The sequence below is a fragment of the Pseudotenacibaculum sp. MALMAid0570 genome (genome assembly GCF_040151415.1).
Lineage (GTDB): Bacteria > Bacteroidota > Bacteroidia > Flavobacteriales > Flavobacteriaceae > Polaribacter.
This window is the reverse complement of sequence record NZ_JBDKWF010000047.1, coordinates 343,950-369,936: the sequence shown is the minus strand read 5'-3', so window position 1 is coordinate 369,936 and position 25,987 is coordinate 343,950. Positions and strand designations below refer to the sequence as shown.

The 25,987-nt window shown below is 30.8% G+C and carries 22 protein-coding genes; 5 read left to right on the top strand and 17 right to left on the bottom strand.

The features are described from left to right. Positions 1 to 3 precede the first annotated feature (3 nt). Positions 4 to 543, top strand: a complete 540-nt coding sequence (locus AAON49_RS08120) for an FMN-binding protein (RefSeq protein ID WP_349554009.1) — start codon at positions 4 to 6, stop codon at positions 541 to 543. Then, positions 540 to 1,040, top strand: a complete 501-nt coding sequence (locus AAON49_RS08115) for an Aq_1264-related membrane protein (RefSeq protein ID WP_349554008.1) — start codon at positions 540 to 542, stop codon at positions 1,038 to 1,040. Before AAON49_RS08120 ends, AAON49_RS08115 begins: the two co-directional genes overlap by 4 nt. Here AAON49_RS08115 and AAON49_RS08110 read toward each other — a convergent pair. Then, positions 1,037 to 2,302 (bottom strand): sterol desaturase family protein, encoded by a 1,266-nt coding sequence (locus AAON49_RS08110; RefSeq protein WP_349554007.1) that lies wholly within the window; start codon positions 2,300 to 2,302, stop codon positions 1,037 to 1,039. The genes AAON49_RS08115 and AAON49_RS08110 overlap by 4 nt on opposite strands. Before the next feature lie 88 nt (positions 2,303 to 2,390). Here AAON49_RS08110 and guaB point away from each other — a divergent pair, with 88 nt between their 5' ends. Both guaB and AAON49_RS08100 read left to right on the top strand, forming a co-directional pair. Further along, positions 2,391 to 3,866, top strand: a complete 1,476-nt coding sequence (guaB, locus tag AAON49_RS08105) for an IMP dehydrogenase (RefSeq protein ID WP_349554006.1) — start codon at positions 2,391 to 2,393, stop codon at positions 3,864 to 3,866. A 25-nt stretch (positions 3,867 to 3,891) separates the two neighbouring features. Then, on the top strand, positions 3,892 to 4,758 hold the full coding sequence (locus AAON49_RS08100) for a hypothetical protein (RefSeq protein ID WP_349554005.1): 867 nt from the start codon (positions 3,892 to 3,894) through the stop codon (positions 4,756 to 4,758). Positions 4,759 to 4,765: 7 nt separating this feature from the next. Here the strand turns inward: AAON49_RS08100 and AAON49_RS08095 are convergent, their stop codons facing one another. Genes AAON49_RS08095 through AAON49_RS08075 form a run of 5 tightly spaced genes read right to left on the bottom strand, consistent with a single transcriptional unit; the run spans position 4,766 to position 10,075 of the window. Next, on the bottom strand, positions 4,766 to 6,100 hold the full coding sequence (locus tag AAON49_RS08095) for a DUF58 domain-containing protein (RefSeq protein ID WP_349554004.1): 1,335 nt from the start codon (positions 6,098 to 6,100) through the stop codon (positions 4,766 to 4,768). Between the two features lie 7 nt (positions 6,101 to 6,107). Beyond that, positions 6,108 to 7,145: an AAA family ATPase gene (locus AAON49_RS08090; RefSeq protein WP_349554003.1), complete on the bottom strand. Its 1,038-nt coding sequence runs from the start codon at positions 7,143 to 7,145 to the stop codon at positions 6,108 to 6,110. 1 nt (position 7,146) lies between these two features. Next, the gene (locus AAON49_RS08085) at positions 7,147 to 8,370 is read right to left on the bottom strand and encodes a DUF4350 family protein (RefSeq protein ID WP_349554002.1); all 1,224 of its coding nucleotides are present in this window, start codon (positions 8,368 to 8,370) and stop codon (positions 7,147 to 7,149) included. Beyond that, positions 8,367 to 9,113: a hypothetical protein gene (locus tag AAON49_RS08080; protein WP_349554001.1), complete on the bottom strand. Its 747-nt coding sequence runs from the start codon at positions 9,111 to 9,113 to the stop codon at positions 8,367 to 8,369. The genes AAON49_RS08085 and AAON49_RS08080 overlap by 4 nt, the downstream gene beginning before the upstream one ends. Beyond that, positions 9,110 to 10,075 (bottom strand): stage II sporulation protein M, encoded by a 966-nt coding sequence (locus tag AAON49_RS08075; RefSeq protein WP_349554000.1) that lies wholly within the window; start codon positions 10,073 to 10,075, stop codon positions 9,110 to 9,112. Before AAON49_RS08075 ends, AAON49_RS08080 begins: the two co-directional genes overlap by 4 nt. A 21-nt stretch (positions 10,076 to 10,096) precedes the next feature. Between AAON49_RS08075 and AAON49_RS08070 the strand changes: the two genes are divergently transcribed. Further along, positions 10,097 to 10,906, top strand: coding sequence for an RDD family protein (locus AAON49_RS08070; protein WP_349553999.1), 810 nt, complete (start codon positions 10,097 to 10,099; stop codon positions 10,904 to 10,906). 47 nt (positions 10,907 to 10,953) lie between these two features. On the opposite strand, the gene AAON49_RS08065 is transcribed toward AAON49_RS08070, so the two are convergent. The 11 genes from AAON49_RS08065 to serC form a co-directional block, all read right to left on the bottom strand. Further along, a complete protein-coding gene (locus AAON49_RS08065; RefSeq protein ID WP_349553998.1) occupies positions 10,954 to 11,475 on the bottom strand; it encodes an OmpH/Skp family outer membrane protein in 522 nt (173 codons plus the stop codon). Positions 11,476 to 11,547: 72 nt separating this feature from the next. After that, on the bottom strand, positions 11,548 to 12,459 hold the full coding sequence (gene miaA / locus AAON49_RS08060) for a tRNA (adenosine(37)-N6)-dimethylallyltransferase MiaA (protein ID WP_349553996.1): 912 nt from the start codon (positions 12,457 to 12,459) through the stop codon (positions 11,548 to 11,550). Further along, positions 12,460 to 13,284, bottom strand: a complete 825-nt coding sequence (locus AAON49_RS08055; RefSeq protein WP_349553994.1) for an ion transporter — start codon at positions 13,282 to 13,284, stop codon at positions 12,460 to 12,462. Between the two features lie 33 nt (positions 13,285 to 13,317). After that, positions 13,318 to 17,361 carry a hypothetical protein gene (locus tag AAON49_RS08050; protein ID WP_349553992.1) on the bottom strand — a complete coding sequence of 1,348 codons (4,044 nt, stop codon included), beginning with the start codon at positions 17,359 to 17,361 and terminating at the stop codon, positions 13,318 to 13,320. A 7-nt stretch (positions 17,362 to 17,368) separates the two neighbouring features. After that, positions 17,369 to 18,853 (bottom strand): C1 family peptidase, encoded by a 1,485-nt coding sequence (locus AAON49_RS08045; protein WP_349553990.1) that lies wholly within the window; start codon positions 18,851 to 18,853, stop codon positions 17,369 to 17,371. A gap of 97 nt (positions 18,854 to 18,950) precedes the next feature. Further along, positions 18,951 to 20,927 carry a DUF3858 domain-containing protein gene (locus AAON49_RS08040; protein ID WP_349553988.1) on the bottom strand — a complete coding sequence of 659 codons (1,977 nt, stop codon included), beginning with the start codon at positions 20,925 to 20,927 and terminating at the stop codon, positions 18,951 to 18,953. A gap of 44 nt (positions 20,928 to 20,971) precedes the next feature. After that, the gene (locus AAON49_RS08035) at positions 20,972 to 22,051 is read right to left on the bottom strand and encodes an exonuclease domain-containing protein (protein ID WP_349553986.1); all 1,080 of its coding nucleotides are present in this window, start codon (positions 22,049 to 22,051) and stop codon (positions 20,972 to 20,974) included. Between the two features lie 12 nt (positions 22,052 to 22,063). Next, positions 22,064 to 22,729 carry a YggS family pyridoxal phosphate-dependent enzyme gene (locus AAON49_RS08030; RefSeq protein ID WP_349553984.1) on the bottom strand — a complete coding sequence of 222 codons (666 nt, stop codon included), beginning with the start codon at positions 22,727 to 22,729 and terminating at the stop codon, positions 22,064 to 22,066. Positions 22,730 to 22,731: 2 nt separating this feature from the next. Then, on the bottom strand, positions 22,732 to 23,967 hold the full coding sequence (locus tag AAON49_RS08025; protein WP_349553982.1) for a DUF1015 domain-containing protein: 1,236 nt from the start codon (positions 23,965 to 23,967) through the stop codon (positions 22,732 to 22,734). A gap of 3 nt (positions 23,968 to 23,970) precedes the next feature. Further along, a complete protein-coding gene (locus AAON49_RS08020) occupies positions 23,971 to 24,921 on the bottom strand; it encodes a D-2-hydroxyacid dehydrogenase (protein WP_349553980.1) in 951 nt (316 codons plus the stop codon). Position 24,922: 1 nt separating this feature from the next. After that, positions 24,923 to 25,987 (bottom strand): 3-phosphoserine/phosphohydroxythreonine transaminase, encoded by a 1,065-nt coding sequence (gene serC / locus AAON49_RS08015; protein ID WP_349553978.1) that lies wholly within the window; start codon positions 25,985 to 25,987, stop codon positions 24,923 to 24,925.

Below are 25,987 nucleotides of genomic sequence, written 5' to 3'. Positions count from 1 at the left end.
AACATGAAAAATAAGCGTTTTTCCATATTTCTTTTTTTACCAGTTCTTTTGTTTTTATGCTCTTTCGGTTTACCTAAAGTAATAGAAAAAAAAGTAAGGAAAGAGATTGGGAAAACGTTTGATATTAAAGAATTCTCTTTACAGCCTCTTAAAGTATCTCCAGAAGTAAATAAGTTATTACCCAACAAAATAAAAGGAGAAAAACTATTTAAAATAGAAAACAAAGAGAAAGTTCTTGGGTATGCTTTTGTAGATAAAGCTCCTAGCAGAACAGATGAGTTTGATTATTTAATTCTGTTGAATAAAGATTTAATCATTGCCAAAACAAAAGTGCTAATTTATAGAGAAGACTATGGAGGTGAGATTGGAAGCAAACGATGGTTAAAACAATTTGACGGTTTGAATTCAGAAAAAGAAGTTGTTTATGAAAAAGATATTATCCCAATTTCTGGAGCTACAATTTCTGCATTGTCAATGACAAAGGCAGTAAATTCGTTTCTTGGAAATTTAAAAATACTCATTAAACAGAAAGTTTTTGAATGAAAATCCATGGTATCATTGCTACATTTCCTAAAGAATTAAAACTTTTAATTCTTTTCTTTTTAATTCCGCTTAGTATTGGTTTCTATTCAGGAATTTCTTTCGTTAGAACTACCACAGGAGCAAATCCAACTGGAATAGAACAACGATATTTAGGAAATGAAGATGATGAGAATGCAACTAAAATGCTATTCAAAAAATCGGAAGGAGAAATACTTACAACAATTCATAGCCATTTGTTATCACTGTCAGTAATCTTTTTTATTGTAGCATTAATAGTGGCTACCACTAGTATTTCCAAAAAAATCCAATTATTCTTAATGATTGAACCCTTTATTTCTTTACTAGTTACATTTGGTGGAATTTACTTCTTATGGAAAGGATTTACTTGGGTGAAATACATAATTATGCTTTCAGGATTCTTAATGACTGCTACTTACACGATTTCTATCTTAATTGTTTTCAAACAATTATTCTGGTTCAAAAAAAGAACTACTTAAGCAAAACTGTTTACAGTCTTTCTTTTCTCGAAATACAAAAAGTATATTGAGCTTATGACACTTGCTAAAAAATAGAAAGCAACCAATGAGCTTCCAAAAGAAAGAAAAGCATTCAATCCAAACCAATCTGCGGTAGTATAAATTATATAGAATCCAAGGATGCTCCTTGCACTTTCAAAGACTAAAGAAAATTTATTTCCATCCATTACAGAAGTGTAGGAATAAATACCAAGAAATAAGATCAAACCGTAGATTAATAAGTTGTCAAAACCAATGTTTCCATAATTGTAAAACATAAATAAGATCAAGATCAAAGTAATTACAAAATGCATAATTGAATAAGCAGCAAGTAATTTAGAAGGACTAGTTCGATACTTTTCATATGTATACGGGTCTTCTATAATCTGAACAGGATATTTTTCTTTTACATCTTTTGGTCTCCAACCTGTGGGCATAAACCAAATACGAAGTTTGTCAAAGTAATTTGTTGTCCTCCAAGCATCTTGAATCAATCTCCATAAATGCTGAAAGTTAATCAACACGGGGTTCCATGTTTTAGCTGGTTTCAAAACACCATAAACAGGAGGAACATCATCTAACTCTTCCTGAAAAGTTCCAAAAGCTCTATCCCAAACACAAAAAATAGCGGCTAGGTTTTTATCTAGATAGATATCATTGATGGCATGGTGTACTCTATGTTGAGATGGAGTTACTATGATGTACTCTAAGAGACCTAATTTTCCAATATGTTTGGTATGATACCAAAATTGCGCAAACAAATGAATTGGTAATAGTAAATTGATTACTTCAGAAGGAACTCCTAACAAAGCAGCTGGAATTAAAAGAATGCCAATATATCCGAAGAAATTTGAAATAGATTGTCGCAATGCACACGCCAAATTAAACTCTTCACTGCTATGATGAATTACATGCTGATTCCAGAAATAATTGACATGATGAGAAAGTCTATGGTTCCAATAACTAGCAAAATCGATGGCTATAAAAGCAATAATGTAAACTAAAACCGAACTTTCAACAGAAAATAATGCTAATTTTTCTAACAAAAAAGGATAGGATACTATTACTATAACTAATCCAATAGAATCTTTAATAATATTTGTCAATCCAGAGCTAAGACTAGATATAGTGTCTAATACACGGTGTGTTTGCTTCTTTACAAAATATCCATAAGCAATCTCAAAAAGAACTAAAAACGTAAAAAAAGGGATTGCATAAAGTAACGCGTTCGCGTAAGTTTCCATCAAAAAAAAATTTTCATCAAAATACAAATTTAGATTTAGATAATTAGTTGTAAATTTGCTTGCAATTAATTTTTAAGTTGATTGCACTATGATTGCTCACGATTCCAAATTTGTAGGAGAAGGTTTAACATACGATGATGTACTTTTAGTACCGGCCTTTTCTGAAGTTCTTCCAAGAGAAGTTAATATCCAAACAAAATTTACTAGAAACATTACAATCAATGTTCCGATTGTATCGGCAGCAATGGATACTGTAACTGAATCTGCAATGGCAATTGCTATAGCTAGAGAAGGAGGAATAGGTGTGTTGCATAAGAACATGACTATAGAACAACAAGCTCAAGAAGTACGCAAAGTAAAAAGAGCAGAAAGCGGAATGATCATTGACCCTATAACTTTACCTGAAACAGCTATTGTTATAGATGCTAAAAATGCGATGAGAGAGCACAAAATTGGAGGAATTCCAATTGTAGATTCAAATGGAAAACTTGTAGGAATAGTTACCAATCGTGATTTACGTTTCGAAAAAAACAATGAGCGTTCTATATTGGATGTTATGACTTCTAGTAATTTAGTTACTGTTTCAGAAGGAACTTCTTTAACAGATGCTGAAGTTATTTTACAAGAAAACAAAATTGAAAAATTACCTGTGGTTAACTCCGATGATAAATTAATCGGATTGATCACTTTTAGAGATATCACCAAATTAACTCAGAAACCGATTGCCAATAAAGACAGTTATGGTCGTTTACGTGTAGCTGCAGCATTAGGAGTGACTCATGATGCTGTTGATAGAGCAGGAGCATTAGTAAAAGCAGGTGTAGATGCTGTTATTATTGATACTGCACATGGACACACAAAAGGAGTAGTTACTGTTTTGAAAGAAGTAAAGAATTCTTTCCCAAAGTTAGAAGTGGTTGTAGGAAATATTGCAACACCAGAAGCTGCAAAATATTTGGTAGAAGCAGGAGCTGATGCAGTTAAAGTGGGGATTGGCCCAGGATCTATTTGTACAACTAGAGTGGTAGCAGGAGTTGGATTTCCTCAATTTTCTGCTGTATTAGAAGTTGCTGCAGCGATCAAAGGTACTGGAGTTCCAGTTATTGCTGATGGAGGAATTAGATATACAGGAGATATCCCTAAAGCTATTGCTGCTGGAGCTGATTGTGTAATGCTAGGTTCTTTATTAGCAGGAACAAAAGAATCTCCGGGAGAAACTATTATTTACGAAGGAAGAAAGTTTAAGTCTTATAGAGGAATGGGATCAGTTGAGGCGATGAAACAAGGATCTAAAGACAGATATTTCCAAGATGTAGAAGATGATATCAAAAAGTTAGTTCCCGAAGGTATTGTGGGACGTGTTCCTTATAAAGGAGAGCTGTTTGAAAGCATTCATCAATTTGTAGGAGGTTTACGTGCAGGAATGGGGTATTGTGGATCTAAAGATATAGAGACCTTAAAAAATAACGGAAAGTTTGTTAGAATTACTGCATCTGGAATCAATGAAAGTCATCCGCATGATGTAGCCATTACAAAAGAAGCTCCTAATTATAGTAGAAGGTAAACTGTTGACTTAAAAATGCTATACTATGAATGACTTAAATTATGTAGAATTTAAAAAGCAACGAGATTTAGGGGCTTTAATTTCTGATACTGTAAAGTTCTTACGAATAGAGGGGAAACCTTTTTTCATTACTATTATTAGGGCATCTATAATTCCTATGATTATTGCAATTGCTGGAGCTTTATATTATACTTTTACTGTTGCGGAATCGAGTTATTTAAATTCAGGAAATCTATTTAGCTCAGGTAACATTTTACTATCCTTACTAGGATATTATGGAACGCTAATACTTGTAAATGCTTCCATATCAAATTCAGCGCTATCTTATATCAAATCATATGCGTTTAACAGAGGTGTTATAAATTATGAAGATATTCAAGAAACAACAAAAAGTAAGTTTGGTTCTGTTTTAGGGCTAAGTTTCCTTAATGCAATTGTTATGGCAGTTGGATTTATGTTTTGTTTTTTACCAGGAATTTATTTTGCAGTTGTTTTGTCAGTTTCTACAAGCATTTTAATGTTTAATAACCTCGGAGTTTTTGACGCTTTTGGAGATGCATTCAATTTTATAAAAGGAAATTGGTGGGAAACGTTTGGAGTTTTATTAGTAGCAGGTTTAATAATTATCGTTTTAAATATAATTTTAAATCTTCCTGCTATGATTTATCAATTTGGAACTGACGGTTTTAATTTTTTTACTATAGAAAATACTGTAAGCGCTACAGAATTATTTTCAGATCCAGTATTCTTGATTTTAACGGTGTTGTCTTATTTGATAAATTATTTTTTCCATGCTGTTGGTGTTGTTCTAAGTGCCCTTATTTACTTTGATATTGAGGAACAAAGAAATCCAAGTGCTCCTGATATTATTGATGAAATTGGCGGTGTATAATTCTAATTTATACTAACCCTCTAGACTTTAATTCTAGGTATTTATTAATTGTATCATCGGTAAGATCTTGAGGTCTTGTTAATACAGATTGGATTCCATATTTTTTAAGTTCACTTACAATTTGCTTTTTCTCATACATGAATTTTTCGGCAATAATTGTATCGTACACTTCTTGAATATTTCTTGGAGTTTTTTCTAGTAAAGAATTCAATTCGGTATTCTTAAAAAAGACAACCAAAAGTAGATGATTCTTAGCCAAAGCTCTTAGATAACGAATTTGCCTATTCAAACCATCCATAGTTTCAAAGTTTGTATAGAGAATTAACAAACTTCTATTGGTTATTTTTCTTTTGACAACATTATACAATTGACTAAAATCTGATTCTGAAAAATTAGTATTGATGTTATATAAAGCTTCAGAAATCAAATTCATTTGTTTGTTTCTCTGCTCAGCAACAATCATATCTTCCACTTTACCTGAAAAGGTTAGCATACCAGCTCTATCTTGTTTTCTTAGCGCAGCATTACTAACTGCCAGCGTAGCATTGATTGAGTAATCTAGCAAAGACAAACCATCAAAATGCATTTGCATCGTTCTTCCTTTGTCTATAATAGAATAGATTGGTTGTGATTTTTCTTCGATATACTGATTTACCATCAATTGATTTCTTTTGGCGGTAGCTTTCCAGTTTAATGTTCTAATATCATCACCAGCCACATACTCTTTGATTTGCTCAAATTCTAAAGAATGACCAATTCTACGTACTTTCTTAGAACCATACGTATTAGAATCTGTAAATGCATTAATAGCAAAGCTTCTTAGCTTTAAAAATGATGGATAACATTTTAACTCTTTCTCTTCACCAAGTATATATTTCCTTGTAGCCAATTGCAAAGGTGAACTTAGATAGATGTTTACATGGCCAAAGTTGTATATTCCTCTTTTAGTTGGTGTAAGTTCATAGTCTATTCTCTTTTGTTTTCTTTCAGGTTTTACAACAATCCTAAAAACAAAATTTCTTTTTTGAAATTGAAATGGTAATTCTTCAATTACAGAAATATGAGCCGGAAACTTGTATTTATTCTCTATTATTAATCGAATAGCATTCTTATCTCCGTTAGACAAACGTTCTGGCAACATACGTTCTAAGGTGATTCCCTTTTTCACAGAGTATATAACAATAATATCTATGATAGTTAGTAAAGAAATAACCCATAGTAAGATTTTAGCTACTATGAATATAAATGGAGTAAAAAAACCTAATACAAATAGACCTGCATTAATTCCTAAGAATAGAAATAAGCGGTTATTTAAAAATAAAGAATGATATAGGTTTTTCATTGTTAGTTTACCTTGGAATTTCTACAGACTCAATGATTTGTTGAACAATTTGCTGACTGGTTAATCCTTCCATTTCACGTTCTGGAGTTACAATTACTCTATGTTGTAATACTGGAATTGCCGCTCTTTTAATATCTTCTGGAGTTACAAAATCTCGTCCTTGTATAGCCGCAAAAGCTTTTGAAGCTCCTAAAATTGCAATACTTGCTCTTGGTGATGCTCCTAAGAACAATAACGAATTTGTTCTTGTATTCACTACAATATCAGCGATGTATTTTAAAAGGTTAGCTTCTATTTGTATTTGATTTACAAGCGATCTATACTTTTCAATATCTTTTCCAGTAATAATAGTATCTACTTTTTGTAGCTTTTGCGTGTTCTCAAGTTGTTGTTCTCTTGTGATAATCTCTAGTTCATCTTCTGCATTTGGATATTCTACATTAATCTTAAACAAAAAACGATCTAACTGAGCCTCTGGTAATCTGTATGTTCCTTCTTGTTCTATTGGATTCTGAGTAGCCAAAACAATGAAAGGATTTCCCATTTCGTAGGTAGTTCCATCAATAGTTACTTGCTTTTCTTCCATTACTTCAAATAAAGCGGCTTGTGTTTTTGCTGGAGCTCTGTTGATTTCATCAATTAAAATCATATTGGAAAAAATAGGGCCTTTTTTAAATTCGAAATCAGAGTTTTTTACATTAAAAACAGAAGTACCTAATATATCTGAAGGCATTAAATCTGGAGTAAATTGAATCCTACTAAAATCTACAGACAAGGTTTTAGATAATAACTTTGCTGTAATGGTTTTCGCAACACCAGGCACACCCTCTATAAGCGCATGACCATTGGCTAACATTGCTACCAATAATAGATCAACCATGTCTTTTTGCCCCACAATTACCTTATGAAGCTGTTCTTTTATTTTAAAGATACTTTCTTGTAGCTCTGATAAATCGATACGATTCTCAAACTCAACGTTTTGATCTGTTTTTACTTCTTCCGATGCTTTGTTTTCGTTGGAAATATTTTCGTTTTGTTCTTCCATATTATTTTCGTTTCAAAAAATTATCAATCATTTTATTTAATACCATCAAATCTTCTTCTGAACATTCTTCCTTTTTGTTTAAGGCGAGTATTGTATTAATCAGGTATTTTGTATTGTGTAAGTTGTTTCCAGATTTTGAAGCCAGTTTTTCTATAAATGACTTATTTAAATTATTTGTGTCAATTAAATAACGGGTTCTTATTTTTTCTAAAAAGAATAGAATCTTTTTATCTACTAAACTCTTATGATTTTCATTCTTTAAATAAAGATTTGAAATCGTATGCGTAAATTCTAAAGTTGAATTTTTTGGAGGTAAAATAACTGGAATAGCCCGTTGTTTTCTTCTTGCATTAAATAATAGAAAGATTAACAAACCAAAGAGGCCTAAATATAAAAACCATTTTAAAGGTTCATTATTCAAGAAAAAGACGAAAACTGATTTGGCATTTCCCTTATCATCTTCTCCAGAATTGTCTATTCGACTCCATTTTATTTGAGAGTCCCATAAAGTTTCTTCATCAGGAAGATAAGAGAGAACATTTTCTGCATATGCATGATTTTTATTCAGCATATTATAATTTGTAAATGCAATGGGTTGTGTATGAAGATAAATAGTTCCTTTACCGTGATATATTTTTATAAAAACAGGCCTTTCTTTACCGTCAATATTCTGAGTTCCTAAAACAACAGTATTTTTCTTGTTGAATGATGAAAAGTAGTTTCTTCTTAGATTTCTATCAAAACTAAAAGTAGTCTCATCAAAGTCTTTATTTTCTAATGTTAGATTTCCTTTAAGGTTTTTAAGATGTGAAATAGAATATGAAAGCTGATCTAAATTTATTGTTTCTACTTCTAAGGCATCTTTCAAAGCTGAATTAAAATAATTTAAAGAGAAAAACGCATTGCTACCTTGTTCTATATAATAGAGTAGTTGCTCTACACCATCATCAGTAATTTTACTAGCCGAGTTTTTAATGCATACATAGTTGAAGTTATAGTCTTCTTCAAAAAATGTTATTGTTAGATAATCATAGATATTTTGATCTATAAGGTGATTCTTTTTGTAATCAAATAATTCTTCAAACTCATTATAAACAATATAAGTTCCAAAAGGGCTTTTAGATTTTTCCTTGAAATTCTCATTCCAATTAGTCTTTTTACATTGAGTAAGTAAAGAACTAACAAGAGCAATCATCAACCATATGTAGAGTCTTCTTAATTTCATTTGATACCCTTTATAAATGATTGATATTTTTCTTCTATGATTGCAAACTTGAATTCATCAATAGAAAATTCTCCATACCATACATAACTATAGATATAAGAAAGGTATGAAAATGCAGATCTCATTTTTTTGTCTTTCAATTCAAATTGATATTCTGCATTGGTTTTATCTTTATGATACTCTATATGATTTTTTTGCGATAAGTTTTTCAATAATGATAAATAGTAATAGCGAGTGGCTAATCTGTAATCTTTTTTCTTGACAGCTAGTTGCAAAAGCTTTTCATAATCATTTTCATCGATGTTTTCTTCTTCACTTATCAGTTTTTTTACATCTTCTTTTTGAACTTTACTTACTTTCCAAAAACTAGTGTCTAAATTAAAAAAGACTTTTAAAACAATTAGAACAACAACTATACCTAGTAATATTGGAAAAATAGTTGACATAAAAGAACCAAAGGCTGCTGAAGAACCATTAGATGTTTCAGTATTTACTTCCGGAACAATAGGGTCTGGCTCAGATTCTTTAACATAATCATCATATGTAAATTCTTTCCCAGAGTATTTGTCTTTTAGTTCCTTTTTGAAAGTACGTTCTTTGGAATATTCTATACTCTTAACAAAACTAGTATCTATACTAATTTTTGATTTATCATCATTACCAATAGTAAACTCATAATTAGTTTGCGAGTATGAGTAACTAAAAAGCAATAAGAATGTTATGGAAAAGAAATGCTTTATCATCGTTTTCCATGTTTTTTAGCAACCTGAAAAGGAAGAACAAAGTAATAATATGAAATAGTAACCAGACAAAACAGAATAATCAAATAGCAAAAGATGGTTGGCATTGTATTGGAATATCTAGTTACGTATCCTTCTAAAAATCCTGCTATAAAAGTAAAAGGTATGGTGCTTAAAAAGATAAAGAAAGCATTTCTTAGCCCAGTTTTAAAGGATTCAAAACGCTTTAATGTACCAGGAAACAATATACTCGCACCAATAATATATCCTGCAGCTGATTCTATAATCATACTGAAAATTTCATAAGTACCATGAATCCAAATTCCTTTTACACTATCCCATAATGTGTTTTGTTGGTAAAAGAAGGCTTGAAAAACAGCTACCATAATTGAATTATACACAATATAAACACCTGTTCCTATACCGATAAATAATCCAGAGAGAAACATTTTTAATCCAACCCATAGGTTGTTGTTAAAAATACCAATAAAACTTCCCCAATTGCTACCACCTTTATATACAGCCAAAGTATCTCCACTTTCTATATTCTCTAGAGTTTTATTTACATAACTATCTCCAAGAATTTGTCTTGCGAAAGATTCATCATTAAAAGTAGAAAGGAGGCCAACAAAAAAGAATACGAAAAATACAGCAAAAGCTGTATAGATATATTTTCGATATCTATAACATAACAAGGGAACCTCATCAAAAAAGAAATAAAGAATAGGATTCTTGTCAACTCTTTTGGTATGGTATACTTTAGAATAACTAGTTTTTGCTAACTTATTTAAGTAAGGAACAACTTTACTTTTAGGATAGAATGACTGTGCGTAAGCTAGATCATTCATGATCTTAATATGTAAGTCAGCTAATTCGTCGGGATTTTTTTTCTCTTTATTTGAAATTACTCTCTCAAATTCTAGCCATTTTTCTTTATTTTGCTTGATAAAAGCGACCTCTCTCATTGAAGCTAAAATAATGAATGCATGAAAACACTCCAAATAAATACAACACAAAATGTAAATATCAATTTTACACTGGCTAGCGAGTTTCAAAGAGTCGGTGCTTTTTTGATTGACAACGTGCTTAAGTTTGCTTACTTATATTTTATTTATTGGGTAATTCCTGTGAACGTAATTAATGCTATGGCTGATGATGAGTGGTCTATAGCTGCTATTCATATATTAATCTCTTTGCCAGTTACATTTTACTCTTTGTACACAGAATCTTTAATGAATGGTCAAACAATAGGGAAGAAGGCACTTAATATAAAAGTGGTAAATATAGGCGGATTTAAACCTTCTATTACCGATTATATGATTAGATGGTTTTTAAGAATAGTTGATTTTAACTTGTTTTTTATACTTGTTGTTTATGCTTATGCTTTAGGATGGGATCAATATATAGGTCTGATAATCGTTCTTTTTTTAATAGGTAAGTGCATTGGAATTATTAGTGTAGTAATTTCAAATAAGAATCAGAGAATAGGAGACATGTCTGCAAACACAGTAGTTATTTATTTAAAAGACAATGCAAAGTTTTCTCAAACAATTTTAGAGGAAATAACAGACAATTATATTCCTAAATACCCGAACGTAATAAAGTTATCTGATAATGATGCTAGGATTATTAAGGATACGTTTACTGTTGCTTCTAGAACAAAAGATTATAAGACTTTAATTAAATTAAGAAACAAAATAGAAGAAGTAGCACAAATAAAGTCTGAAGAAAGTAGTGATATCGACTTTATTGATAAAGTTTTAAAAGATTATAACTACTATACTCAGAATATGTAATAAAAAAAGGGAAGCTAAAAGCTTCCCTTTTTTACAAAATATTTTTTTTACTTTTTATTTTGTTCAGGCATCTTAATTCCTAGTTTGGTCATTACTTTCTTAGTGATGTCAAATTTTTCATCAACATAAGCAAATTCATTTCCTGAGATTGTTAAAACCTGAGTGTAACCTTCCGCTTTAGCAACTTCAGAAATAACACCTCTTAATTTTTTATATAAAGGACGCATTAATTCATCTCTTTTAAGTTGAACTAATTTACTTCCGTTTTGTTGAGTTAATTGTAGCTTTTTTTCCATTTCAGCTAATTCTTCAACTTTGATCTTTTTAAAATTGTCTGAAATCTCTTTCCCAAGTTTTTGAAAACTTTCAACTTTAGCTTTATACTCATCTAACTTAATTTGATAAGAAGAGTCTAATCTTTTAGCATATGAGTTTAGCATTGATAGGACTTTCTTCGTTTCAGGCATTAAGCCAACAATTAAATCTGAATCAATAGATCCTACTTTTGTTTGTCCAGTAGCAAACATACTTGTTAAGAAAAGTGCTACAGTTAGTATTCTTAGTTTCATAATTATTAAATAATTTGCAGCAAAGATAAAAAAGCGCTTGATGTACAAAAATTTAATCGTCTTTAAAAAGCGTTAAAGTTTTTTGAGTATAGAGTTTATAATCTCTTGTCTTTCAGTTTTAAAGTCGAACCAAAGAATTTCTGAATCCTTTCTGAACCAAGTAAGTTGTCTTTTTGCAAATCGTCTGGTGTTCTTTTTAATTTCTTCAATAGCAAATTCTTTTGTGAAATCACCGTCGAAAAAAGAAAACAATTCTCTATAGCCAACCGTTTGCAGTGCATTTAGATTTTTATGTTGATGCAGTTTTTTTGCTTCATCAATTAATCCAGCTTTTATCATCAAATCAACTCTAAGATTAATTCTCTCATAAATTTTCTCCCTGTCACCATTCAAACCTACTTTGATTGAATTGAATTTTCGTTTGTCTTTTGCTTTTCCTATAAAACTAGAGTAGGGTTTACCAGTACCGATACAAATTTCTAATGCTCTTGTTATTCTTTGCGGATTGTCTATTGCAATGCTATTGAAAGTTATGGGATCTAATTCTCTTAATTTTTCTTGAAGAGAAGACAATCCATTTTGATTTAATTCATTTTGGAGTTTTTCACGAATACTTTTATCTACTTTAGGAAATTCGTCGAACCCTTTTAAGACAGCATCTACATAGAGTCCGCTTCCACCAACCATAATTAATACATCATGCTTTTCAAATAACTCATCTATTTTTTTTAAAGCATCTTTTTCAAAGTCACCAACGTTGTAATCTTCAAAAATACTTCTATTTTGTATGAAATGATGTGGAGCAGCGGCTAGTTCCTCAGGTTCTGGAACAGCGGTTCCAATGTTCATTTCTTTATAGAATTGGCGTGAGTCGCAAGAAATAATCTCAGTATTAAAATGTTTTGCCAACTCAATACTCAATGAGGTTTTCCCAATAGCAGTTGGGCCTATTACTGTAATAAGAGTTTTATTTAATGCGCTCATTTATTCATTGAGTTTGTTACCGCAATGATAACAAAATTCAGCTCCATCTTGATGATTTTCTTTCAAACAATTGGGACAAGCTTGTGTGTTGGTATGGATAATGTTTTTTACCATTTCTGAACCAACAATTCCGGTTGGAATAGCAATAATAGCATAACCTAATATCATAATCGCACTTGCAATCAATTGTCCAAGAGGAGTGCCAGGGGCAATGTCTCCATATCCAACTGTAGTCAAAGTTACAATGGCCCAGTAAACGCTTCTCGGGATGCTTGTAAACCCATTTTCAGAACCTTCTACCATATACATTATTGTTCCTAAAATGATACAGAGTATTAATACAAAGAAAAGAAAGACAGCTATTTTGGCTCTACTTGCTCTTAGGGCAACTAAAAGCCGGTTAGATTCTCCAATATAGCGTGCTAATTTTAGGATTCTGAAAACTCTTAATAGTCTGAGTGCACGAAGTGCAGCTAGATTATGTGACCCAACTAAGACTAATGATATATATTTTGGAATTGTAGAGAGTAAATCTATAATTCCATAGAAGCTAAAAACATACTTTAAAGGTTTTTTTATACAGATGATTCTTAAAATATATTCGATTGAAAAAAGAATGGTAATTACCCATTCTGCAATATCTAAGAATTTACCATATTTCTGATTTATACTCTCAACACTTTCTAGCATTACAAAGAGTATACTAGCTAGGATAGCTATGAGAAGTACTACATCAAAGAGTTTTCCAGATGGAGTATCGGCTTCATAAATAATTTCATGAAGCCGATGTTTATATGATGTCTTTTTTTGTTTATTTTGATTCAAGAATTATCAATTGATAGCACAATATACTACAAATTAATTTTTTCTGATGAAGATAAAGTCACCACCTTCATCTCCAACTTCTTGAATGGTTCCGTATTGAGGAACATTTTTACTATTGTTCATTACGGGTTCTTCAATACGATCAAATATCCTTCTTGCAGTTAGATATAACTCGTTGTTGTTTCTAAGTCTATCAATAAGATATTTCAAGAATACACTTTTATTAGGAACAGTTTTTAGAGTTCCACTGGTAATCGCTTTTCTACTAGGGAGTTCAAATTTTCTTGTAATCGATTTAGGAGCTGTTTTATAGGAACGAGTTTTAAAAATACTTCCACTGAAACAAGCATCAGAAATTAATAGAGTATGTTTGGAGTTGATTCCTTTGATATAATCTTTGATAGTAGAATTACTAATCATATTCAATCCGTACTCTGGGTCAGCATCGGAAGGTAACCAACTTCCAGTTTCGGTAGCTTCGTCATAAATACCATGACCTGCATAGAAAATAAGTACGTTGTCTTTATTTGTTACTTTTTTCTTAAGTTTTACAAATTCTCTTAAGATTTGATTTTCTGTAGGACTGTTATTTAAAAGAACAACATTTTCTTCTTCGAAACTATATTTGCTAACTAACAAGTCTTTTAAATCTTTAGCATCTTTTGTTGGTAATCCTTCTAAATCAGGAACATTACTAGCATCATTGTAATCGCTAACTCCTATTAAAAGGGCATAATACTTCCCAAAACCGATGTCTAACTGATCTTCTTTTTTAATAACATCAGTTTTTACAACATCAACTTCTGGCGATTTTCTTTTGATTCTAAATGTCTTTGTTGAAGAAGCTTGTTTAATGTCTGTTGCTTTTACTACCAAATCATTACTTCCAATCTTTAAAGGAACACTTGCATAAAAAGTACCGTCTTCATTTACTGTAGCATCTACACCATTGATTAAAATCTCATAGATACCATCTTTGTCAGTAGCTTTTCCTCTTACTTCAATTCTTTTTGTCTTAACAATCTTAAACCCACGCTTTAGATCTACATCTGGCTCAGTGATGACAACAACAGGAGGGTTGTTGTATGAGCTTGTTTGGTATTTTATGTTCAAATAATCTATAGAAATCTTTTGTTCATGATAGGCAGTAAATCCTAATTTAGTTCCAAAGAAACTCTGGAAAGGAGCTTCGTTCATATATTGACCATTGATATAGAAACGTAGTAATTTTCCGGACTTAACTATTTTGATTTTATTAGCTTCGCCAACTCCTGTTTTTACAGCACTATTTGAAGTAAAAGGAATAATCTTACCATATTTATCATTGTCGAATTTCCTAAACATGTAGCTTCCATTTGTGCTAATTAGGAAGGTATATTCATTACTTGAATTTTTACGTCCAAAAGTTAATCCGTATAAACCTGTGGCTCCAGCTTTTTGTCTACTAATGGAAGTTTCGATAATGAAATCTCTGCTGGTATCAATGTTAATATCCTTGCTAATGAAAATTCCACCTTCTTTCTTACGATGAATGTTCAATTTTCCATTACTAATACCTGATGTGTAGTTATCTACGTTATCCATAGACCATCCATTCGTATTGCTAGAAAAACTTTCGTTTAATGGAAGTCTTAGAACTTTATTATTAGTAACAACTGTATTAGTTGTACCTAAGTATTTTATTCTAATATAATCAACTGCTACAGCTTGGTTATTATACACAACAAAACCTAAGTCATTACCATAAAAACTTTCAAATTCTGTTTGATAAACATAGTTTCCATTAATATAAAACTTGTATTTACCATTCTCTTTTTTGACTTTTAATGTATTGGATTTAGCATTACCACTTTTTACATAACTTGAAGTCGTCCATTTTTTAATAACTTGTTCAGAGTTGTTAACCATTCTGGCTACTTTATAATAACCACTAGAAGAAATATAAAAACGGAAATCACTATCACCTTTTTTTCCAAAGATTAAACCATATCCATAGTTGTTAACACCACTTATTTTGTCAAGTTTTGTTTCAATTTCAAAATCCTTACTAGTATCAATATAGTTGCTGCCATAGCTGGCCCATCCTTTTTCATTTCTTTTATGCTTTAGATAGTACTTTCCATTCTTAATACTAAAATCTTTCTTATCATCACTACCTATAAACCAATTGTTACTATTACTGTTGAATTGATCGCTAAAGTGATAACCAGAATTACTATACGTATAATTACTAATATTATCCGTTACGTTTGTGTTTGTGTTATAAGTAGTTTTCTTTTTATCTAAATATCCAACACTTAAGTAGGCTACAGATATTTTTTGTTTGTCATACAAGATGTACCCCAATCGATCTCCAAAGAACTCAGGGCTATAGTCTGTATATACCTTGGTATTATTGATGTAATATTCAAGTTTACTACCATTCTTAACCACTTTTAAAACATTATATGCGCCATTTCCTTTTCTAATAGCGCTTGAAGGAGACCATTGCTTCAAATAGTTATCCTTACCATTTTTCATTTTGTTAATGCAGTAATTTCCTTTGCCACTGACGTAAAATAGATTTTGATTGTTAGAATCTTTACGACCAAAGACAATTCCGTAACCATTGTTTTGAATTCCACTTTCTTTTTTAATATCCGCTAAGATTTTAAAATCTCGTGAAGTATCTATATACTTTACAATGGTAGAAGACCAACCTCCTTTATCTCTCTTATGGTCAAAATAGTAATTTCCATTTTTGATATCTAAATCAATATTTTGATTTTTAGAAGTAGACCAATTGTTTTTGTTAGAAGTATATCCATCAAAAAGAATAGTTTCTTTACTAGCATGCGTATTCGTATTTGTTGTTGTATTGGTTGTATTTGTGTTTGTTGTGGAACCACCACTCGTATACATCATACTTAAATATCCTACCGATATTTTTTGTTTATCGTATACAATAAATCCAGTCCTACTTCCATAGAACTTTGTTGAGTAGCTTGTATACACTAATTTACTGTTGATATAAAATTCAACTTTACTACCTTTCTTTTGTACCTTTAAGTAATTGTATTGACCATTTCCTTTTTTGATATGACTGGAAGATGTCCAGTTTTTCACATAGGTTCTTTCTCCATTTACAAACTTGTTAATAATAAAAGAACCTCCAGCAGAAATAAAGAATTGATTCTGATTGTCTTTATCTTTTCTTCCAAATACAATTCCAAAACCGTTTCCTTGAACACCACTTACTTTTTTTATTTGTGCAGTGATGTAAAAGTCTCTAGATGTATTGATGTATTTATAAATACTTGATGATGTTCCGCCAGAAGAAGTTTTTCTATCTATAATATAATCACCACCTTGTATTTTTAACTCATAGTCAGAAGTATTTGATTCAGCCCAATCATTATTGTTGTTATTGAAGCCTTCAAACAAGATGGTTTTTGAACTTGTATTTGTATTTGATGTTGTAGTTGAACTAGTATATTTAACTCTGAAATAGTCAACTGCTACTTTTTGATTTCTGTACAAACGGAATCCCATTTTATTTCCTTTGAATTTTTTAAAATCCATTCCATAAACATAAGATCCGTTGATGTAGAAGGTAATTCTATTTCCTTTCTTTTTGATTTTTAGTTTGTTCGTTGCGTAATTGCCTTTTTTTAGATATGAAGATTCAGTCCAACTTTTGATATTTGAGTAGGTACCACTATTAGACTCTGCAACACGATAATATCCTGTAGCGGTATATCCAAATTCGGTATAATCATCACTGCTTTTGTAGTCAAATAAGAATGAAATTCCATAATCTTGTTCACCAGAAATCTTTAAAATTGAGGTTTCTATTTCAAAATCCTTAGAAAAATTTATAAAAAAAGTACGTGTAGTAAAATCTCTACTACCTTGTTTTTCTTTATGCTCAAAATAGTACTTGCCATTAGAAACATAAAGCTCTCTAATTTCATTATTTCCTTTTGTCCAGGTTCCTTGACTATCGAATTCTTCTTGATAGACATAAGTTTGAGACCATAAGTTTGAACTGCATACTATAAAGAGGGATAGGAATACAATAATGGTTTTAAGTTTCATGATCTTTTTATTGGTGATTTACAGATATAAATATAGGAACTACTTTAGAACTAGACGAATTAGAAGATGCTTTAAATGCAATCTTATTAGAATCAAAAGTTAATTCAGATCCTTTAAACATTTTGTATTGCAAGGCTTTCTTCATATTTGCAACAAAATCTCCTGAACCGTATCTTACTTTGCTAATAATGGTATTGATGTTTAATCGTTCCTTGCTATACAATACGCATAAAATATCTTGCCCAGGTTTGTTATCAAACTCTATATAATAATCTTCATTTGGAATAGCAATCTCACTATTGGTATAATTAAAGAAAGGGCTGAAATTTTCGAAAGGATATAATTTGTTTACAGATTTGTCTGAGCCTCCATAACCAATCAGATAAACATAACCTCTTTGTTTACTCTTTAAGTAGATTCTAAACTGAGTTCCTGAAGAGTAAGCCTTATCGATAGAGTAGGTAGTTTTAATTTTCTTACTATTACCAGCTTTAACAATATTAAAATTTCGCTTCGCTTCACTAGAAAGAGTTGGAATCATATTTCTACCGTTGCTTAATTTTAATGTGATTTCTCCTGAAAGGTTATAGTATTTGGTTACGGTAGTATTAGTGTTATTGTCTATTTTATTTGGGATAGACTTGGCATTGTCTACCAAAACGTAGGCTGTTTTCGTATACTTTTTAAAATCGTTATAGCGAACCCAAAAGAAACCACCATTTCTAAAACGAGTTCCCCAAGAGTTCATAATTTCAAAAGCGCCTCCATATTTAGTATCGTCATATCCAACAACTACCATTGCATGTCCGCCTCCAAAAGCATTTGCTGGCGGAGTCCATAGCTCACCAAAACCGCCCAATTTTCCGTATCTGAACATTCCAATTACTACAGGGTTTTTATTGGCTATTGCCTTTTTTACTTTTCCAACTAAATTGTACGGATTGTCCCATTTAGCCAAACGTTCAAAGGTTAAAATTTTATGATTTTTAGCTTTTTGCAGCGCATAACTTGTAGGTTTGGTCGTACAGTTATTTGGGTTATAGCTAAATTCGCTTTTCTTTAAAATTCCTGAGTTATTCATTAATTTCATAGCATCAGCTATGTATGAACCTCTAGTACAATTATTATCTCCAGTGGCTTTAATTTGATTATAAACAAAGGAAGGTGAAAAAGCATTTTGATTAATTTTAGTTTTGTTGTACTTCCAATTATTTTTTATGGCAAAAGCAATTGTTCTTGCACCATAACCACTTGCCCAACCTACACAAGAAGGTTGTCTTCCTTGATCTCCAGGAGTGGGAGCGTAGGCTTTAAGACTAAAACTTTTAGGAAGATTGGTGTAGCTCCGAGTAAGTATTGGAGCCGACATTGGAATAGATTCGTACTTTTCTTGGCTAAAATCTAATCCGGTGCCTCTATCTTCATCTTGTTGAGAAAAAGTATTGAAAACAGTAAATAGGAGGAAGGCTAAAATCAGGCTTACTTTTTTCATGATAGTAGTTTTAACAGGTTGATTTTCAAAAGTCTCATTAAATATAGAAAAAAAAAATACGTCATTTGACGTATTTAAAACAGGAAAACCCCTAAAATTACTTCTTTTGTATTACTATATGCGAACTTTGAGCTTTAACCATTGTATTGTATAATTCTTTTAGAACATTGTAATCCTTTCCTAAGTATTTAGCTTTGTTGATTTGCAATTGTGAGAGTATGCTAATTTTTTTCTCGTCTTTTTTTACTTTTAGAACATAACTACCACCATTTCCTGGTAAATTATATTTGATGTCTTTAGGATAATCAATTACAACATACCCATCTGGAATCATAAAATAAATATAAAAGATCTCTGATCGATTATGTCCATAATTGATAGGGAATAAACGCTCTTTCATTTTGAAAGGATTGGTTTTATATCTATGCAGTAGAAATGGATTTACTTTTATATTAGAAGTTGAAATATCATTTAAATATAAATTAAAATGAAACTCTTCTTGCAACGCTTTTCCAACATCATCTAAAAAAAAATTCTTGTAATTTTCAATCTCTAGATCTACATTTTCAGATTCTAAAGATTCCAAGTAAAGGTCATTATTGGTCTCTTTAATTTTTTTTCTATTATCTGTCGCATAATAACCAGTAGTTTTTATACTGATTTTTCCTTCAAATTTTTCTGATTCAGGAATAAACTCGATTCTTGACTTTATCAAAGATTTGTTGTTCGAAATTGGCTTAATTTTTTGCCAATAACTTCCAACACCATAATTATGGTCTTTGAATAGATTAAAAATACGGACATCATCATTAAGGCATTCATAAGGCAATTGTCCAAAAGAAATGTTCTTTCTGGAAGCGTCTAAAACATATTTTTTTCCTTCAATTTCTATAGCTACTACTAAATAATTAAAGCTATTAGGTGTGGGATGCAACTTTGTAATCTTTCCATTATTTCTAGTTGACAATAAACCTATATTAGCATCAAAGTTATATGCTCTAAGAGCATTTAAAAGTGACATGTTAATTTCTGAAACAGAAGCAACTTTCTCCTTAAAAGCCTTGTTATAGTTAACTTTTTTATACAAACCAATTTTTTTATTCCATGCATAATGGTTTTGTATATACTTAAATATTTCGTTTGCTATTTTTAACCTAGAGCCATTGTTTACTGAATTCTGGGGAATTCTTTTCTTAAAGAAGCTACTCTTATTGATACTTGAAAGATAAATTGATTTTAATCTTTTGTCAATTGCTTTCCAACCTTTAATTACACCTACCTCCGAGTTTACAGAAAACTCTTCGGTAAACGTCAATTTAGAGATGAAGTTTTCGCTACTAGTCATATACTTTTCTTTATGGAAAGCAGGAACAGAATCAAAAATATAATGTACATAATAGCATTCATGCTTATTTTTAATACACTTTTTTTTCATTTTAATTTCTTTGAATGAAGGTTTAAGCAAACCGTTCAATCTTATGTAAAAATCATAGTTGGTGGCATTTAATAATTTATAATCAACCTTGAGCTTAGGAATATTAGATTGAAACCTTTGGTCAAGAATGTAAGAATCTCTAGTTGTGTATGTATATTTAAATTCAATTACAGAACCTTCATTTACTTTTGGAAGCAAATAGATAATATAATGGTTATTATCATCAATCTTTTGTATAATGGCATCTTTTGGATCCATAGTTTCTTTGATAATTTTCCCATCATTTGATAAGTTGTAAGTTATCCCTTTGACATCAGAAATACCTTCAACTCTAACATATGAAGAATATTTACTTGGTTTGAAAACATGTATTTTAAACTTAGCTCTATCGAGTTCCTCTTTGTTGAAGAACTTAATTCTTACATAATAATCTCTAGTATAGCTATAGTACTTTTTTGGATTGGAATATATAAACACCTTTTCATCTAAAACAACTGCTCCTACACTGGAGTCTTTTTCGAAAAATTTCATTTTTAATTCTTCTAAAGAAACTTTCCCCATTTTTTGAGACCTGTTTTCTTGAGAAGAACAATAAAAGCTACTAATAAATAAGGATACTAATAGGATAATTCTTTTCATAGTTTTTTTAATTGATAGAGCAATCTAAAAAAACTATTTGAAAATTAAAAACGAATAATACGAGGAACAGAATTGTTTTTCAAGTAATTCTTAACAATGCTTTTAGCAAGCTGTTTGTTTTCTGTAGGTGTTAATATAGACCGTAAAATATCTAAATGAGATTCTTGAAACGATAAATTGGTAAAACCATAACCAACAACTTCATTATTCTCAACCAAAATAATTGCATTTTCTTCTAACTCACGACCTTTATGTTGAAGGATAAAATCGCTATGAGCGAAATTCTCTTTTGTGTTTTTTCTTTTTTTGCTAAAGTTGAATTTAGGTTGCAAAGTGTCTAACTCTATATTATATCTTAATCTGTTAAATAGTTCATTTCCAGTAAATTCATAAGTGACATTGTGAACTCTTTCTTGAATTTTTTGAGCTCTTTTACTTTCTTTTAAAAAGAGTCTAGTAACTTCAGATTTTAAGTTTTTTCCCTTTCCTAAATAGATTACTTTTCCTTGAGAATTATGGATGTAAAAAACACCCATTTTCTCTGGGATATTTTCTAAAATAGAGTTCAGTTTATCCTTAAGATTTCTATTATCAAAATATTTGATGGATTGCTGAATAATTTCTTTGTTACTGTCTTTGTCTAATAATAGCTTAAATAACTGTACAGTGGCCATTGCATCTCCAGAAGCTCTGTGTCTATTGCTCATTGGAATGCCTAAAGATTTGCATAATTTGCCCAAACTGTAAGAGTCTTCATCAGGAATTAATTTTCTACTTAATTCTACTGTGCATAGCGTATTCTTCTGATAATCAAATCCTAAACGTTTAAACTCTGTGTTTAAAATCCGAAAATCAAAAGAAGCATTATGAGCTATTATAGTACAATCTTTAGTGATTTCTATAATGCGTTTAGCAACTTCATAAAATTTAGGAGCATTTCTAAGCATTTTATTATTAATTCCCGTGAGTTTTACAACAAACTCTTGAATTGGTTTCTCAGGATTAACAAGACTGATGAATTGGTCGGTTACTTCATGACCATCAAACCTGTAGATGGCTACTTCAGTAATACCTTCTTCATTATACTTACCACCAGTAGTTTCTATATCTAAAACTGCGTACAACTTTTTCTTTTTCTAGATTACATAATTTCGTGCCCCAAATATAGAACTTCCAACTCTAATCATAGTGCTACCTTTTTCAATTGCAATTTTATAGTCTCCACTCATTCCCATAGATAAAATACTAAGTGAAGAATGTTGCATGTTAAGCTCATCAAAAAGCTCTTTTAAAGAGCTAAACTCATCAGCTACAATATCAAGATTATCTGTAAAACTTGCCATTCCCATCAAACCAACTACAGAAACATTGGTTAATTCTTGAAACTCTGATGAGTTTAAAATATTTTTAATTTCATCAAAAGGAAGTCCAAATTTAGTTTCTTCTTTTGCAATTCTTGCTTGAAGTAAACAATGGATGATTCTATTGTGTTTTTTGGCTTGCTTGTCTATCTCCTTTAAGGTTTTAAAACTATCTACACCATGGATAAGGTCGACAAAATGAGCCATATATTTGACTTTGTTTCTTTGTAAATGACCTATCATATGCCATTTAATATCTTTTGGTAAGACTTCATATTTACTTACCATTTCCTGAATTTTATTCTCACCAAAAACTCTTTGCCCAGCATCATAAGCTTCTTTAATGTCAGATATAGGTTTCGTTTTAGAAACGGCAACCAATGTTACATTCTCTGGTAAAGATGCATTAATAGTTGACAAGTTATCTTTGATAAAATTCATAATTAAAATTCATACATGATTAATCCACTTCTCAATTTTGGTTCAATATAACTACTTTTTGGAGGCATTTTTAATTCAGCGTCTGCAATCTCTTTCATTTCATTGATAGATATTGGTACCATTCCAAACCCTACTTTATAATTTCCACTATCTACATTGGTTTTAATAGACAAAATATCCAATTTGTTATTTGTATAACCAATACGATTATTGTGATTTAAATCATCAATACCTAAAATGGGTTTTAGAATTGTTCTGTAGAGTATTTCTGTATCTAATTTGCTTAAAGCATCGTTAAACTCATACTGATTCTTTCTAAGGTATAAAGAATAAAACTCACCATTTAAATACATACTAAAATGATGTTTCTGCGATGGCTTGTATAAATTAGTTCCTTTGTTTTCAATTCTAAAGGATGTATCTAATTCAATTAAAAACTCTTCAACACTTAACCCGTTAAGGTCTTTAATAAGGCGATTAAATTCAGCAATTTGCAAATGAGACTCTGGAATTAAATAACTCATAAAAAAGTTATAATTCTCATGTCCATTATGATTTGCATTTTCTGATCTTAAATCATCTGCCAATAGGGCTGAAGAGGCACTTCTGTGGTGTCCGTCAGCAATATATAAGTTATTTATTCCTTCAAAAAAGCTAATGATTTTTTCTACATAATCTGCATCCTGCACTAACCATAGACGATGGAGCTTTTTATCGGTTGTAGAAAATTCATACTCAGGTCTTTCTTGCTTGATATTTTCTATAAAATTGTTGAAGCTTCTATCATCTTCATAAGTAAGCAAAACAGGTTCTGCGTTAAAGCCCGTTGCTTTCAAATAGGTTTCAAATAAAACTTCTCTTTTATGAAGAGTTCCTTCGTGTTTTTTAATAAAACCATTTTTATAATCTTCAACAGCAGTAGCAGCAATAATACCACAAAATGTATTATGAAAATCTGAGCTTTCATAGATGTAAAACGATGGTAATTGATCATGAACAAAGATTTTACTCTCTTTGAATTCTTCATAACGGTTGTGAACCATTTGAAATCGCTGTTCTCCAGATATTTCCTGATGATACTTATAACCAGGATTGATAATATGTAAGAAAGTAAAAGGATTAAAATCTAATTTAGCAGCTAACTCTTCATCAGTATAGGCCTCATAGGATTTTGAAGAAACCAAAGCAACTTTATCTCTGCTAGGTCTCACTCCTTTAAAAGGTTTTACTGTAGCCATATATTATTTTAGCAATTTAGTAATTTGACTTGCTAATTCGGTTCCAATTCTGTCTTGCGCTTCTAATGTAGCAGCACCAATATGAGGTGTTAAAGAAATTTCAGGATTCATTAACAACTGCACTTCAGGTTTTGGTTCATTTTCAAAAACATCTAAACCAGCAAACTTTACTTTTTTACTTTCTATTGCATTTACTAAAGCTACTTCATCAATAACTCCACCACGAGCGGCGTTTACAATACCTACTCCTGTTTTCATTTTTTCAATCTCATTAGCTCCAATAATGTATTCGTCTTGTGCTGGTACATGAAGCGTTATGAAATCACTTTCTTTTAATAAAGTATCTAAATCAGAAGTTTCAATATGTATGGTAATGTTTTGTCCATTAAAGAAATCAATTGTAATAGGAGCTCCTTCGCTAAATGCGTCATTGGCAAGTACTTTCATTCCCAATCCTAAAGCAATTTTAGCAACTTCTTGACCGATTCTTCCAAATCCTATGATTCCGATTGTTTTTCCTCTTAATTCGATTCCTGAACCGTAAGCTTTTTTTAATTCTTTGAAACGTAAATCTCCTTCAAGAGGCATTTCTCTATTGGATTGGTGTAAAAATCGAACCATTCCGAATAAATGAGCAAAAACCAATTCTGCAACTGAACTTGAAGAAGCAGCAGGAGTATTGATTACATGCAATCCTTGATCTTTTGCATATTGAACATCAATATTATCCATTCCTACACCACCACGACCAATTAATTTTAAACTCGGACAAGCGTCAATTAATTCTTGTCTTACTTGAGTTGCACTTCTTACCAAAATTGCATCAATTTGATGTTCGTTGATGTAATTTTCTAATTGTTCCTGAGCTACTTTAGTTGTAATTACTTCAAAACCTTCTTTTTGAAGTGCATCAATTCCGCTTTGAGAAATTCCGTCGTTTGCTAATATTTTCATTTTATGCTTTTCTTTCTAGTTCTTGCATTACATCTACCAACGCCTGTACACTATGTAAAGGTAATGCATTATACATGCTAGCTCTGTAACCTCCAACACTTCTATGACCGTTCAATCCGTTTATTCTAGCTTCTTTCCATAGAGAATCAAAAGTATCTTTTAATGCATCATTTGTAAGTGTAAATGTTGCATTCATATTACTTCTGTCTTCAGTATCTACAACTCCAGTAAACAAAGGATTTCTATCGATCTCATTATATAGCAAATTTGCTTTTTTCTCATTTACTTTTTCAATAAATGGAATCCCTCCAAGGTCTTTTAACCACTCTAATGTTAGCATAGAAACATAAACAGGAAAAACAGCAGGTGTATTAAACATACTATCTTTTCCTAAATGAACTTTATAATCTAACATCGAAGGAATAACTCTATCTACTTTTCCTAAGATTTCTTCTTTAATAATTACTACTGTAGTTCCAGCAGGTCCCATGTTTTTTTGAGCACCAGCATAGATTAAATCAAATTTTGAAAAATCTAGCTGTCGTGAAAAAATATCTGAACTCATGTCACAAATCAACGGAACATTTGTTTCAGGAAAATCCTTCATTTGTGTTCCAAAAATGGTGTTATTACTAGTACAGTGGAAATAATCTGCATCTGAAGGAACCTCATATCCTGTTGGGATATATGTAAAGTTTTTATCCTGAGAAGAAGCTACTTCGATTAACTCACCAAATAATTTTGCTTCTTTAATAGCTTTAGAACTCCATGTTCCGGTATTTAAATAACCAGCTTTATTATTCAATAAATTGTAAGCAGTCATTAAGAACTGTGTACTAGCTCCTCCTTGTAAAAATAATACTGAATAACCTTTATCTTCTAATCCTAATAATTCTAAAACTAATGATCTAGCATTTTCCATGACATCTACAAAAGGTTTACTTCTGTGTGAAATCTCTATTAATGAAAGGTCATCATTATTAAAGTTAATAACAGCTTCTGAAGCTTTTTGTAATACTTCTTCAGGTAAGATACAAGGACCTGCGCTAAAATTATGTTTTTTCAT